Origin of the sequence: Paraeggerthella sp. Marseille-Q4926 (assembly GCF_916618935.1) — a bacterium.
In the GTDB taxonomy this organism is placed as follows: Bacteria; Actinomycetota; Coriobacteriia; order Coriobacteriales; family Eggerthellaceae; genus Paraeggerthella; species Paraeggerthella hominis.
The window spans coordinates 243,188-256,915 of sequence record NZ_CAKAKF010000005.1; the positions used below are offsets into that span (position 1 = coordinate 243,188).

The 13,728-nt window shown below is 60.2% G+C and carries 11 protein-coding genes; 9 read left to right on the forward strand and 2 right to left on the reverse strand.

Features of this window, described 5'->3' with window-relative positions; all coding sequences use genetic code 11:
- Positions 1–15 precede the first annotated feature (15 nt).
- The 6 genes from LG373_RS11960 to LG373_RS11985 all read left to right on the forward strand — a co-directional run bounded on the left by LG373_RS11960 (position 16) and on the right by LG373_RS11985 (position 5,967).
- Positions 16–762 carry a DUF975 family protein gene (locus tag LG373_RS11960; protein WP_216528790.1) on the forward strand — a complete coding sequence of 249 codons (747 nt, stop codon included), beginning with the start codon at positions 16–18 and terminating at the stop codon, positions 760–762.
- Between the two features lie 189 nt (positions 763–951).
- Complete coding sequence (locus tag LG373_RS11965; protein ID WP_216528791.1) at positions 952–1,428, forward strand: Rrf2 family transcriptional regulator; 477 nt, start codon at positions 952–954, stop codon at positions 1,426–1,428.
- Between the two features lie 10 nt (positions 1,429–1,438).
- On the forward strand, positions 1,439–2,767 hold the full coding sequence (locus tag LG373_RS11970) for a cytochrome c biogenesis protein/redoxin (RefSeq protein WP_216528792.1): 1,329 nt from the start codon (positions 1,439–1,441) through the stop codon (positions 2,765–2,767).
- Between the two features lie 284 nt (positions 2,768–3,051).
- Positions 3,052–4,752: an FAD-binding protein gene (locus tag LG373_RS11975; protein WP_216528793.1), complete on the forward strand. Its 1,701-nt coding sequence runs from the start codon at positions 3,052–3,054 to the stop codon at positions 4,750–4,752.
- A gap of 33 nt (positions 4,753–4,785) precedes the next feature.
- A complete protein-coding gene (locus LG373_RS11980; protein ID WP_225749877.1) occupies positions 4,786–5,124 on the forward strand; it encodes a cytochrome c3 family protein in 339 nt (112 codons plus the stop codon).
- Positions 5,125–5,304: 180 nt separating this feature from the next.
- On the forward strand, positions 5,305–5,967 hold the full coding sequence (locus LG373_RS11985) for a TetR/AcrR family transcriptional regulator (protein ID WP_216528795.1): 663 nt from the start codon (positions 5,305–5,307) through the stop codon (positions 5,965–5,967).
- 100 nt (positions 5,968–6,067) lie between these two features.
- On the opposite strand, the gene LG373_RS11990 is transcribed toward LG373_RS11985, so the two are convergent.
- Positions 6,068–7,849, reverse strand: coding sequence for an FAD-binding protein (locus tag LG373_RS11990; protein WP_216528796.1), 1,782 nt, complete (start codon positions 7,847–7,849; stop codon positions 6,068–6,070).
- Positions 7,850–8,153: 304 nt separating this feature from the next.
- Here LG373_RS11990 and LG373_RS11995 point away from each other — a divergent pair, with 304 nt between their 5' ends.
- Positions 8,154–9,641 carry a helix-turn-helix transcriptional regulator gene (locus LG373_RS11995; protein ID WP_225749878.1) on the forward strand — a complete coding sequence of 496 codons (1,488 nt, stop codon included), beginning with the start codon at positions 8,154–8,156 and terminating at the stop codon, positions 9,639–9,641.
- Here LG373_RS11995 and LG373_RS12000 read toward each other — a convergent pair.
- Positions 9,638–10,321, reverse strand: coding sequence for an alpha/beta fold hydrolase (locus LG373_RS12000; RefSeq protein ID WP_216528798.1), 684 nt, complete (start codon positions 10,319–10,321; stop codon positions 9,638–9,640). The genes LG373_RS11995 and LG373_RS12000 overlap by 4 nt on opposite strands.
- Before the next feature lie 451 nt (positions 10,322–10,772).
- Here LG373_RS12000 and LG373_RS12005 point away from each other — a divergent pair, with 451 nt between their 5' ends.
- A complete protein-coding gene (locus LG373_RS12005; protein ID WP_225749082.1) occupies positions 10,773–11,951 on the forward strand; it encodes an IS110 family transposase in 1,179 nt (392 codons plus the stop codon).
- Between the two features lie 262 nt (positions 11,952–12,213).
- On the forward strand, positions 12,214–13,602 hold the full coding sequence (locus tag LG373_RS12010; protein WP_225749879.1) for a cytosine permease: 1,389 nt from the start codon (positions 12,214–12,216) through the stop codon (positions 13,600–13,602).
- Positions 13,603–13,728: the final 126 nt, after the last annotated feature.

Here is a 13,728-nt window from a genome sequence, read left to right on the forward strand (position 1 = left end):
TAAAAGGAGGCCGCCATGTATGCCCGTCAGGTTCGCGCCATCGCTCGGAGTGCTCTGCGGGGCATGTGGGGCGTTGCGCTCGTTGTTGCCCTGGTGGCCGTGATCATAGGCGACGTAAACGCCGCCGTGCTGCCGTCTTTCACCGTTCAAGCGGGCGATGCTTTCTATACCGTCGGCAGTTCTGACGGATTCTCGTACTTGGTGCATATTCCTTTCGCGTTCGAGCTTGCTTTTGCGGAGCCGTTCGGTTTCTTGGGCGTTGTCATCGGCATCTACGGCGTTGTTGTTCTGATAATCGGCGGGGCGGTGCGGCAAGGACTTTGCCAGTTCAGCATTAACCTGATCAAGAAAGATGCCCCTGCGGAATTCAACGTCTTGTTTTCGAAGTTTTCGAACTTGGGCAAGTGTCTTTTACTGAATCTTGCCATGTGGCTTCTCATTTTTGCATGGTCGTTGCTGCTCATCGTTCCGGGCATCATCGCCGCCTACCGCTACGCTATGGCTCCCTACATCATGGCGCAAAATCCGGATATTGGCGTGATGGACGCCATCGGCCAGTCCAAGGAGCTTATGAGGGGGCACAAAGGCCGGCTGTTCTGGTTGAGCCTGACCTTCATTGGGTGGGTGCTCCTGTCGGTTTTGACCTTTGGGATAGGCTTTCTCTGGCTGAACCCCTACATGGAGGCGGTGCAGGCGGCTTTCTATCTGGAGCGAACCGATCAGCTTCCAAGCACGTACGAAAACAGCTCCGCTTTCATCTAGCTCAGAGAATCAAGGCGGGACAAGCGTTTGCGCTCGAAGTTCTTGGAACGAGCTTTCGAGCCTTCGGCGAGGTTGCCATATGTCGATTTGTAAACTGTATTGAAAACGAGTACAGAACTGTTGTATAAGTAGGTGCAGCAGACAGGGGCCGATTGTCCTCGATCGGCCCATTCGATTTTCGGAGTAAGTATGAACAGCGATTTCATGGTAGCGGTGCACGCGCTTGTGTATTTGAACCATAAGGCGGACACCGTTTCGAGCGAGGCGCTTGCCGAGAACATTTGCACGAATGCGGCGCGCGTGCGCAAGGTGATGGTGCCGCTCAAGCGCGCGGGCCTGGTGTCGACGCGCGAAGGAAGCGTGGGCGGATACCGATTCGCGGCCGATGCTGCTGAAGTGAGCCTGCGAACGGTGGCTGACGCTTTGGGCGTGCGTTTCGTCGAATCGACCTGGCACAGCGGCAGTCATGACATGGATTGCCTTATCGCGTGCGGGATGGCCGATGTCATGGACGGCATCTTCGCCGACCTGAACAAGCGCTGTTTCGAGGAGCTTGATCGCACGAGCGTAGCCGACATCGATGCGCGCATATTCGAGCCGAGCGCTCGAGACGCCGATCGTGCGACGCATCCCCATTCGCTGATCCCAAGCAATTCGACCGATTAGGAGACGTCCCATGGGTTTTTCTCTCGAAACGAGCATTCCCGCTTTGACGGTGTTCGTGCAAGGACTCCTGAGCTTTTTCTCTCCCTGCGTGCTTCCGTTGATTCCGTTGTACGTGGGCTATCTTGCCGGCGGCGCAGGCAAGGTGGGCGAAGACGGGCTCATCGAGTACCCGCGCAAGAAAGTGTTCGTGAACACGCTGTTTTTCGTTGTTGGCGTGAGCTTCGCGTTCTTTTTGCTGGGCTTTGGGTTTACGGCGCTCGGGCAGTTTTTCACGGGCAACCAGCGCGTGTTCTCGATGGTGGCAGGCATCATCATGGTGGCGTTCGGCCTGTACATGCTGGGCGCGTTCGGCAAGACGCGCCTGATCGAATCCGAGCGTCGCCTACCGTTCAACCTGGGCTCGTTCGCTATGAATCCCCTGGTCGCCTTGGTGTTGGGCTTTACGTTCAGCTTTGCGTGGACGCCGTGCGTGGGGCCGGTGCTGGCAGGCGTTTTGCTTATGGCGTCGTCGAGCGCGTCGGCGGCGTGGGGCTATGTGCTGGTGGCCGTGTATACGCTGGGCTTCGTGCTGCCGTTTTTGATGGTGGGCTTGTTCACCGGCGAGGTGCTGCGCTTTTTCCGCACGCACGGAAACGTGGTCAAGTACACGGTGAAGGTGGGAGGAGCGCTGCTCATCGTCATGGGCTTGATGACGGTGACGGGATGGATGAACGGCGTGACCAGCTACCTGTCTTCGTTCGGCGCCGCTCCCGCCGCGCAGGAGCAGCCTGCTGATGGGGCGGGCGATGCGGGCAAGACGAACTCGGACGAGCAGCCTTCGTCGTCCGCATCGTCGCCTGATGGGGACGCTGCTGGAAAGGGTTCCTCGGAGGATGCCGCTTTGGCTCCCATGGCCGATATCTCCTTGGTTGATCAGGATGGCGTGGAGCATAAGTTGTCCGATTATCGCGGCAAGACCGTGTTCCTGAACTTCTTCGCCACGTGGTGCGGGCCGTGTCAGCGCGAGATTCCCGATATCGAGGCACTGTACCGCGATCGTGGTCAGAATCAGGGTGATCTGGTGGTTCTGGGCGTGGCGAATCCTAAAACCGCCGATAGACCGCAGAACAGCGATGCTTCCGAGGGCGATGTGAAATCGTTCATCAAGGAATACGGCATCACGTATCCGGTGCTGATGGACACAAAGGGCCAGTTGTTCAGCGCGTACGGGATCAGGTCGTTTCCCACTACGTTCATGATCGACAAAGACGGTAACGTGTTCGGATACGTCACCGGCATGCTCACCGCCGACGTCATGAACAGCATCGTAGAGCAAACGATGACCGGCGTGCGGAAGTAGGTTTTGCGCGGAGGTTTCTGACCGCTCGTTCCGTTCTGGGCGAGCGGTTTTTTGTCTTGCGACATTCCGGGTGATGAAAGGCTCTCGCTTGCAGTCGATGCGGGGGCTAAACCGTTTCTAGCCGTCCTAATAGTGCTCCTGGTTTTTAGGGTGCTTAGGCGCGGCGCGAGATCTCTTACTTTACAGCGTAAAGAAATCGCGTTACCATTTGCTTTACAGTGTAAAGAAAGCACTGGGGGAGTCCGGCTTAAACGCCGGACCAAGGCATCAACAAAGGAGGAGCAATGGGAGAAGCGGACGTTTCACGTCGTTCGTTCCTGAAGGGCGTCGGCTTGGCCGGGTTGTCCGCTGGGGCGATGGGCGCATTCGGATCTGCGGGCATCGCGTTTGCCGATGACGCGGCAGCTGGTGCGTCATCAAGCGATGCGGGCGATGTGTACCGACAGCTTGCCAGCGACACAAACCTGATTCCGGTAAACAAGGCTGCTTGCCCTGGACCGCGCGGGCCGGTCGGATTCGAGGATCGCGACATCGCTGCAAGCGAAATAGGGTCTACCGAAGACTGCGACATCGTGGTGGTGGGTGCCGGCATCGGCGGCCTTATGGCAAGCCTCAAAGCTGCAGAAGAAGGCGCGAAGGTTATCTGCATTGAAAAAATGACGAAAGGTCGCGGCTGCTTCGAGTGCTTTGGCGCCGCAGGTGCGAAATGCCAGGAAGGCACAGCTATCGACAAGGTGGCGCTGCTCGATGAGATATATCGAAGCGCATATTGGCGCGTGCGTCCTGAACCCACGCGTACGTATGTTGATCGCTCGGGGGAGGCTACGGATTTCTGGCAGTCGATGCTGGACAAGGGGCAAAACGGCTTCGTTATATCCAAGGTTGAAGGGGCTCCCTCTACTAACGGCATGCCTGCGTTGAACCCGCTTATTGATACCGAGCTGGGTTTTTACGACAGCCCCTCGCTTCCGCCCGATGCGGGCGTGCGTTCTGGCTATTCGGGCATTTACGTGTGCCTTGAAATGCAGGAAGTAGCAAAGCTCTACGACAATTTGGATCTGCGCTTTGAAACTCCCGGCGTGCAGTTGGTTCGTGACGAGTCCGGTCGCGTAAGTGGCGTTATCGCTAAAAGCGGTGATACGTACGTGAAGATCAATGCCGGCAAAGGCGTTATTCTTGCCACTGGCGGCTACGATGCGAACCCTGATCTTATGCAAGCCTGGACGCGACCGGAGGACTACGCGACGTCGAGTTGGTGGAATCCCGGTTGGGGGACTACCGGCGACGGACACCTGATGGGTATCAAGATAGGTGCTCAGATGGATTCTTGCCCGCAGCCGATCATGAACTTTCGTTGGGGTAATCCGGATTCGTTTTACGATGCACGTACGTGGAACGCTGTCTACTTCGCGCTTATGGTCAACGGTCAGGGAAAGCGCTTCGTGCGCGAGGATCTTCCGTTCCAGAGCGTGTCCAATGCTCAAAACGCCCAGCCCGGTTATGGAAAGAATTGCTGGCAAGTGTTCGACGAGACGATGTTCGAAGGCATGGAAGACGCGGTCGACGAGTTTAAGGAGAAGGGGTGGCTCTTCGAGGGTTCCTCTCCTGAGGAGCTTGCAAAGCAGTGCGGCGTAGATCCCCAGGGTCTCGCGGACACTATCGCACGTTACAACGAGTTCTTTAAGGATGGCGTAGACAGGGATTTCGGGCGTGATCTCTCCCAAACCATGCCGTTTACGGGTACGCGCTACTTTGCCCTGACTACGAATAGCTGCGTGCTAGCTACGGTTGGCGGATTGACTATCGACGGCGACTGTCGTGTGCTTGACGCGGATGATCAGGTTATCGAGGGCTTGTACGCTGTCGGCAACGCATCGGGGAACTTCTTTGCAGGGAATTACCCGCGTCATATTCCAGGAACGTCTATCGGTAGGGCTGTCACGTTCGGCTACGTGGCTGCCGAGCATGCCGTGAAGGGAGCGTAAGGAACTATGTTGAATGCGAACCGATCCGCACGCGTGAAAACTGTCGTTTTTGCCGCCGCGCTGTGCTTTTCGCTCGGGCTTGCGGCATGCGCGCCAAGCGGAACTCAGGAAAGCTCGTCGTCTGTGGCGACGACGCAAACATCTGGCGACGTCGCGGGGGCTTATGTGTCCGATGAGCAATGCTTGAGCTGTCATGGTGGAAGCTACGAGGCTCTTGCTGAAACTACGTCATCGTACGGAGCCAGCAACCCTCATGATTCTATCCACGGAGGTTACAATTCCTGCGTGAATTGCCATGCGAAGGACAAGGAGGTCACCGACAACCAGTGCCTCCATTGTCATGATTGGCCCCATAATCCCAAGACGGCCTAGGCGCGATTCGCCGCTTGTCTGCATAGCGGTTTAAGTCCCTGCTTCTTGATTGCGTAATACGCAGGCCGGCCTTTGTGCCGGCCTGATTGGTTTTCGCATGATGTGCGTCCGGCGCCTCGGGGCGCGCGAATCGTCGTGCTATGCTGATGATGAAACGTATGCGCGTCGGGAGGGAACATCGTGGGCTCGGAGTTTGCGAGGAATCGAAAATGCGGACTGAACAAGGACGTTATCGTTGATGCTGCCTACCGCATGATCGATCGCGATGGATTGAGCACGTTTACCATGCGCGCGCTCGGAGCGGAGCTGGGCGTTTCGGCCATGGCGTTTTACGCGCACTTTTCTTCGCGCGAAGAAGTGCTTGCGGCGGTGCTTACGCGATTCATGGAAACGATGGATACCGACCCCGTTCCCGGTGAACGCTGGGATGATACGCTGCGCCGCACCATGACCTCGATCCATCGGGAGTTCTTCGCGCACCCGCACATGCACGATGTGGACAACGGAATAGATCCGTTCGTTTCGTATGCGGGACTGGCGGCGCATACGGAAAAAATCGTATCCCTGCATCTCGCGCAAGGGATGCCGGAGGACGTTCTTGCCAAAGCATGGGCGATGGTCGATGCGTTTCTCTCGGGATTCAACGCCAGCGCAATCGGAGCCGCTCGTCTTCGAAGCGCAGAAGAGACGCATGGCGATGAGTCCTCTTGTCTGCCTCCGTGGCAACGCATCGTGCGCAGCGCCTATACCGAAGACTCCTTTGCCAACGGTATCGAGATGATCATTATCGGCGTGAGGGGGCTGGCTGCGCCCGATCCGTGCGAATGGCGCACTCCTGCCTAGACTGCAGATGGACATGCGAAGCGCCCACCGAGATAGGTGGGCGCTTCGTGCTGGAAGGTCGCGCGTGGGAGGGGTGTGCGCGACCGTAAGGGGTATTGCGCTATTTGGCTGCCAGCAGCTTGACCACATGCAGCGCCTCGGTCATGGTGCGACCGCAAGCTACGCCGTGCATCTGGTCGGGATAGTTGCCGCTGAACAGGGAGCCCGAGCAGTCGCCGGCGCAGTACAATCCTTCGATAGGCTCAAACTCTGCATTGAGGGCCTGGCAGTCTTCGTTGATGCGAACGCCGTCGATGGTGGTCAGCAGCGTGCCGCCCAGCGTAGCGCCGAAGAACGGAGGCGTGCGAAGCTCGGACAGGCGGTACGCTTCCTTTCCGAAGTCCACGTCTTCCTGAGCGTCGAACAGCTCGTTGTAGCGCTTGCAGGTGGCTAGGAAGTTCTTTTTGGCATCGGCATCGAAGCCCAGCTTGTCGGCCAGTTCCTCAAGCGTATCGGCCATTTGCAGGCGGCCGTCTGCAAGCTCTTTCTCGAAGTACTTTTCCAAATCGTAGGTGCCGTCTTCGCGCTTGACGCGCTGAACGCCCATGCGGGTGCCGGCGCTGCAGCCCAATGTGTGGAAGCGCTGCACGTCTTCGCCGAAGTTTCCGTCCCACACGCTAATGTACACGCCGCCAGGCTGCTGGGCTGCCGCATGCGGCAGATAGTCGTAGTCGGCGGATTCCAGTGCGAAGCGCTTGCCTTTTGTGTTCACTTTCAGGAACGGCTGCGTGCCTGGGTTGAACTGGCCGTTGCCCGGGAACTGCGGCTTGCCGGCTTCGATGGATTCCTGGGTGTAGCCGGCGGTGGTTCCGGGAGCTACCAGGCCGCGGTCGAAGATCATGGTCGCGCTGGTGATATCCTTTACGGCACCAGCCCACAGGGCGGCTTTGATGCCCATGCCGTCGTTGTTCTGGTTGTAGCCCAAGGCGGTAACCGAAGCGGTGGTGATGGGGGACAGGGCGGACAGCATGGTGGGGTTGGCGCTGTAGCCGCCCGTTGTCAGCAGCACGCCTTTTTTGGCGTTGATCTGGGTGTAGCCGTTGTCGGTCTTGAAGATGGCGCCCGTTACCTTGCCAGACTCGTCGGTAACCAGCTTGGCTAATTCGTGCTTGTAGGAAATCTGGTAGCCGTTGTCGTTCATGATTTGCTCGAACAGCTTGTTGCGCTCCGGAATGCCGTCTCGTCCGCCTTCGGCATTGCCGTAGTGATGCTCGCCGCACGGAGTGTAGAAGGGGGTGGCGCCCATGCCGCCGGGCATTTCGAACTCATCGGCGATGACCTTCGCGCCAGCAGCGCTCATGTACTTGTCGACGTACTCGAACATGTCGTTGCTCTCGTTCATCCACATGTTGATGAGAGCCTGGTCGCACGTTCCGCTGGAGTAGCGAGCCCATTCGCCATGCAGACGAGCGCGGTCGGTGTAATAGCCCTGGTCGGTGAAGGGCTTGGTGTCAACGGCATTGAACCAATGGCGCGTGGCGCCTACTTCGGAGCCCTTCTCGCATAGGATGAAGTCCATCTTCTGGTCAGATGCGTAGGCGCCTGCGATCATGCCGCCGTTGCCGGCGCCCACGATAAGAAGATCGGTGTCCTTGGTTTCCGCGATGTCGCTTTCGGCGATTTCGGGCGCAGATCCCAGCCAGTCAACGGTTATGGCGCTGCTGCCGTTGTCTGTGGCTACAACGCCATTGGAAGCGGCTTTCGCTTCGGTGGAGCCTGCTGCTTTAGCATCGCCCGAGCCAGGAGCTTGCGGAGCGCAGCCGGCTAGCCCAATAGCGGCAAGCGCGCCGGCTCCTGCCATGCCGCCCAAAAAACTGCGACGAGATATTCCCTGTGATTTCATACGTTCCTCCTTCAAATGTGTTCTCTTGCCGCCCGACAGCGTCATGCGGCATCCCTCGGTCTTCACCTTATCGACGTTGCGCGGTGCTGAAACCACCCTGCAAGGGGCGTTTCGATTGGGGTCGTCGGGTGGCTTCTGCTCCCCCCGATGGGGTGATTTGTGCGCATTATGCCTGATGGGAATTGGATTGACGCTTCCTGCGCTCGCAGCACGGGCGTGTTTCACGTACAATGGGGACACGTGATCAAGGGGGGGAGGGACCTTGCAATCGGTTGCACAACGAATTCGTAGCTTGGGAGAGGCTGTGGATTCGGTTACGTTGCTGTGCGTGGTGGGCTTTGCCGTCATGGGGTTTGTTGGCGGAGTTTTAAATGCCAGTTTGTATGCGCGCGTGGCCGAGTACTGCGGGATCGCTCGCGAGGTGGCCACGCTGTTTTCGGGCGCGCTGTTTTTAGGGGTGTTCCTCGTCGCCTCGCGCAAGCCCGTTCTGCTTGATCGACGGCTGTTAACCGTAGGTGCGCTCGGCTGCGCAATCACGGCGGCTTTTGTGCTGGAATTCGCGCTATCCCTTGGCAACGGGCCTCTAACGATTGTTGGCTTCCTGTTTTCGAACGTTGCTTCGGTTTGGGCTTCCGTCATGCTTTTATGCACTCTGGCGTCCTTGCGTTCGATGGAAGCGGTGCTGGTTGCTGTGGTGTGCGGCACGGCGCTGGGCGAGGTGGTGCGCGTGGTTCATCCGCCGGTGTTGTTCCAGGTGGGTGTTGTCGAGGTTGTGGCCTGCCACGCGCTGGTCATCATGTTGCTGCACCGTCGCGGCGGTCTAAGGCTTGACCAAGTGGCGCGCGGCGCGTCTCCGGCCAGTCTTGAGCTTTCTAATCCTGAATCGTTTTTGCAGCCAGCGCACGCTTTGTTTTTATGTGCGGCGTTGTTTAGCGTGGCAACGGGGTACGGTTTGACGCTTAACGAAGTTTCGCACGCCCCGGTAGGCGTGGAGATTTCGGCGTTTGTTCTGATGGGCGTGGCGGTCTGGATGCTGTTCTCCGGCGGGGAGGGCAAGGAGGATCTGCTGTTCTCCTTTTCAGTACTGCTTGTGGTCGCCGGATTCATCATTGCTCCCTTTACTTTTTTGACAGGCATTCCTTCGGCAAATGCTTTATTGCGCATTGGCGTGCGCTGTTTCGACATGCTGGTGTGGCTGGTGGTTCTTTCGGTTGGAAGGCGCAACCTGCTTGCATTGCTGCCGACGTATGCGCTCATACGCTGCATGAACGCTGTCGGCACCGATATAGGCGCCGTTGCCGGTCATACGACGAACGACTTGGTGGGGACGAATGGCGATGCCGCCATGCTCATTGCCGAAACGGTGCTGTTCGCGTTCGTTGCTTTCCTGTGGTTGGGCTTTCGGAAGTTCAGTTTCACTGACACTATCCAGGGCGTAGTGGGCATGGGCGCGTCGGCGGATCGCGCGCGGATGCGGAACGAGTTGTCGGAAAACGAAACTGCGCCGCGGGGCGAAAGGGGAGACGCGACGACGAGCGTTGCGGTTGCGCCGAGCATTGAGGAACGATGTCGTTTTATCGGGGTGGATTGTGGTTTGACCGAGCGCGAAACCGAGATATTCGCGATGTTGGCGCGTGGGCGCAACGGGCAATTCGTCATGGACTATTACGTAGTTTCTCGAAACACGGTGAAAAGCCACGTTAAGCATATATATGCCAAATTGGGCGTTCACTCTCAACAAGAGTTGATTGACTTGGTGGAGGATTGGCGCGCGCCAGCGGCACGGCCTTAGCGTTCGAGCAGGAAGCGCTCGACTTCGCGGTTGAATGCTTCGGGGTTCTTGGCTGCCACGAAGTGATCTCCGGGAACGAACGTCAGGCGCGCATCGGGCAGGCTTTTCGCGATCAGCCGCGTGTGGCCCTCCTCGATCATGTCGTCCGTGCCCGCTATCACGAGCGTCGGCACGTCAAGTCTGCTCAACTGCCGCGGATCGATGTTCGGGTCGTTCACCATAAGCCCCAGCATCTCGGCGTTGTCATGCGCCTTTTTGCTCCAGCGGGCAAACAGCGACGCCGCGCGATACCCCAGTTCAATGGGAATCTGCACGGATCGCTTCACGCCGGCTGCGTTCAGGTTCGCGCCGTTCAGGACAAGGCGGTCCACGCGATCCGGATGTGCGAGCGCGAACGTGAGCGCGATGTTGCCGCCGTCCGAGAATCCCAGAACATGGGCGCGTTCGATAGCGTGCGCGTCCATAAATCGCAGCAGGTCGTCGGCGAACTGGCGAATGGTGAACGGGGCGCTCCCTCGCGGCGATCGGCCGTGCCCGCGTGTGTCCAGGGCGATCACGCGAAAGCTGCGCGAGAATCGTTCGATCTGATGCTCGAAGTACGTTGAGTCCTCGCCGTTACCGTGCAGCAAGATGAGCGGCGTGCCGGATCCTTGCTCGCGGTAGTGCAGCTTGACGTCCATGGCACGCCCCTCCTTCGTCCTGCAATCGTTTTGGCGCTCCGCCTATCATAGACTACGCGCGTCGCTTGCGCCCCTTGCTTTGCCATCCGGCTCCCATCCAGCCCCGTCCAACCCCTGCCCGCTCGCACCCGCGCCGCGACCCGAACCCCATTACAGTAGAAACCAGCCTGATCGAGCCATGTTCAAGGGGCTTGGCGGCCCCGGTTGGATTAGCGACCCAGCCAGTCCTTAATCTAATATTGACTTGGCCCTCTGGGCTGCTGGCCGGCCGCCTCCGGATGGCCCTAGTCCCCTGCCTCTCGCGAAGGCCCGGGGGGTGTTGCCACCGGAGGTCGGCCGCCGCGATTCCGGCTGATAGGAACCTGCCGGGCGCATCGCGCGCCACGGCCGAGTAATGTGGTTGCCGAGACGCGGCGAACGGTGCGGCCAGCCGTGTAGAAAGGGTAACACCATGGCCGAGAAGAACGCAACGCTCACGAGCAAGCACGCCGCCTACCTGGGGCTCGACGTCGGAAAGTTCGCCCACTGGGCGTATGCGGTCGACCTCGACGGAGAGGTCCTGCTGAGCAGGCGCGTCGCCAACTCCGAGGGGGAGCTCGACGCGCTGCTGGCCGAGCTTCCCGCAGACACGCTCGTGGTAGTCGACCAGCGCCGCAACATCGGCGCGCTCGCAATCAAGCGCGCGAGGGCGGCGGGAAGGCCCGTCGCCTACCTGCCGGGATCCGCCGAGCACGAGCTCGCCAAGAGCTTCCCCGGGATCGCCAAAACCGACGAGCGGGACGCGCAGGTCATAGCGCGCGCGGCTCTGGGCATGCCCCAGACGCTCCGCCCGGTGCCGGCCGAGGACCCGGCGCTCGACGGCGCCAGGATAATGTCTGCCCAGGTGGCGCAGGTGCAGAAGGACCGCACTGCGTGCGCCAACGCCCTGCACTCGCGCCTGCTCGAGTCGTGCCCGGCATTCGAGGCGGCATGCGAGATGACCGAGCCGTGGTGCGCCGGCATGCTCGCCGAGCTGGGAGGGCCCTGGAACATGCTCGACGCCGGGCGCAAGAGGTTCTGCGCGGCGTCCCGCAAGCACCGCGCCACCCGCGAGCAGCGAGACCGCCTCTGGAACTCGATCTGCGGCGAACGCCCGTCGGAGCAGGCCGTGGCCGCCGAGATGCGCTACGTCAAGCATTTCGCGGGCCGCATCGTGGCAGACAACGAGGCCGAGTCCGAGCTCGAGGACGCGATAGCGGAATCGCTGTCCGACAACGCCGACTTCAAGAACCTGCAGACAATCCCCGGCATCGGGCCGAGGACGGCCATGCAGCTGGTGGTCTCCATCGACATCTCCGAGTTCGGCAGCCACGACAAGCTGGCCAGCTATTGCGGGCTGGCGCCTTCCACCCAGCAATCCGGAACCTCCACCAACTACGACAGGGGGCACCGCGGCGGAAACAAGCCGCTCAAGAACCTGCTGATCTTCTCGTGCAACTCCCTGACCAGGTCGAAGGGCTACTACGGGGAGTATCTAAGGAAATGCCGGGCCAGGGGCATGAAGTACAAGTGCGCGCTCAAGGCCACGGCGAGAAAGAGGATGAAGGTCATCTACGCGGTCATGCGCGACGGGGTGCCGTACTCCGCGTAGCAAGCTCGGGCGCAGGTCGCCGACAACCGCCTCCGCCTTGAAGCCGGGGCGGCGCGTCACCATGCCCGCAGATGGATTCGTCATTGCGGAAATCCCGCCAAATACCTACTTGACGGATTCATAGGAACACCCCCCATCTCGTCCGCACGTCGCCTCCACCCGGCCTCATCCTGCGCGCTTTGCCCCTCCCGTGCGCAGGATCGGTTGTGCTACACTTCGAAGTCATCCTTATCCGAACATGAACAGCGAAAAGGGGACGCGCATGACGTCTTCAGCACGTGATTTCCCTGCGGCGGCTGACGAAGCGGCGGCATCGCCAACCGGCATTGCCGCCGGCCTGCACGTTGCCGAACCCGATCGGAAGTCTTGGCTGGACATAGCCTTCGTCCGCGCAGGCGGCATGTTCAGCGCGCCCACGCTCATGGTCGGCGCCGCTTTGGGCATGGGACTGGCGCTGTCGGGGGCCGCCCTCGCTACGCTGGCGGGGTTTGGATTTATTGTGGCGTATATGTGCTTCGTCAGCATGCAGGCTGCTGACCTGGGTCTTCCTACTGCTTCTTTGGCTGCGCCGGCGCTTGGGCGCGCGGGCGCTCGCTACCTGGTTTCCCTTATCGTGGGCGTGGTGACCATTGGCTGGTTCGGCGTGCAAACGGCGGTATGCGGAGCTTCGCTGTCCCTTATGCTGCTCGATGTGTTCGCCATCGAAGCCCCGGTGTGGGCTTGCTCGGTTGCCTTGGGCGCCCTCATGCTGATCACGGCCGTCATCGGGTTCAACGGCCTGAAATGGTTGAGCTCGGTCGCCGCGCCGCTGCTGGTGCTTATCTGCTTGTACGGTGTGGGAGCTTCCATCGCGCGCGCAGGAAGCTTGGAGCCGCTGTTGGGGTACGTGCCGTTGCCGGCCGACGCCATCGGGTTCATCGCCGGCGTCAACATGGCCGTGGGCTTGTTCGCGTTCGCGGGGGCCACGGCTGGCGACTTCGCTCGATTCGCGCGCACGCGCAAGGATGCCGTGCTCTCATGCGTGGTGGGCGTGATCCCGGCCGCGCTCGTGGCGCTGGTGGCGGGCGCTTCGTTGGCTATCGTCACGGGCGAGTCCGACATTGCCGTCATCATGAACTCGGTAGGCCTTCCGGCAGTGGGCCTGGTGGCGCTCGTGCTGTCGGCGTGGACGGTGAACGCAGGCAACGTGTACTCGGCGGGGTTGGGCTTCGCCGTCATGATGGGCCGTGACGAAGACGGGTCCAAGTGGACCACGGCCGTGTCCGGCGTGCTGGGCATCGTGCTGGCGGTGGGCGGCATTCTGGGGCAGTTCGAGGCGTTTCTCACGGTGCTTTCCGCATGCGGCCCGGCTCTTGCGGGCGTGATGATTGCCGACTACTGGCTCGTGCGCAAAGGCCGCCCTGAAAACGTGCGCGTGCAGGAGGGCTTTTCGACTGCGGGCCTGGCCGGGCTTGCGGTCGGTATAGCGGTCGGCGTGGTGACCGGCGGCACGTTCGCCCTTGTTCCCGGGCTTGAGTTTCTCGACATGCCGTTTTTCATCGGGCCGGTGAACGGCATAGCGGTATCTATGGTGGTTTACGTTGTTGCTTACAAGCTGGCCAAACTTCCCGCATTCCCCGGTACAATTCAACTTATCGTTCATCGCAAGTAGGGGGGTGTTCCTATGAATCCGTCAAGTAGGTATTTGGCGGGATTTCCGCAATGACGAATCCATCTGCGGGCATGGTGACGCGCCGCCCCGGCTTCAAGGCGGAGGCGGTTGTCGGCGACCTGCGCC

What these genes read in the sequence shown, in the direction of transcription:
- LG373_RS11960 (WP_216528790.1), top strand. Translation starts at nt 16, where the DNA reads ATGTATGCCCGTCAGGTTCGCGCCATCGCTCGGAGTGCTCTGCGGGGC.
- LG373_RS11965 (WP_216528791.1), top strand. Translation starts at nt 952, where the DNA reads ATGAACAGCGATTTCATGGTAGCGGTGCACGCGCTTGTGTATTTGAAC.
- LG373_RS11970 (WP_216528792.1), top strand. Translation starts at nt 1,439, where the DNA reads ATGGGTTTTTCTCTCGAAACGAGCATTCCCGCTTTGACGGTGTTCGTG.
- LG373_RS11975 (WP_216528793.1), top strand. Translation starts at nt 3,052, where the DNA reads ATGGGAGAAGCGGACGTTTCACGTCGTTCGTTCCTGAAGGGCGTCGGC.
- LG373_RS11990 (WP_216528796.1), bottom strand. Translation starts at nt 7,849, where the DNA reads ATGAAATCACAGGGAATATCTCGTCGCAGTTTTTTGGGCGGCATGGCA.
- LG373_RS12000 (WP_216528798.1), bottom strand. Translation starts at nt 10,321, where the DNA reads ATGGACGTCAAGCTGCACTACCGCGAGCAAGGATCCGGCACGCCGCTC.
- LG373_RS12005 (WP_225749082.1), top strand. Translation starts at nt 10,773, where the DNA reads ATGGCCGAGAAGAACGCAACGCTCACGAGCAAGCACGCCGCCTACCTG.
- LG373_RS12010 (WP_225749879.1), top strand. Translation starts at nt 12,214, where the DNA reads ATGACGTCTTCAGCACGTGATTTCCCTGCGGCGGCTGACGAAGCGGCG.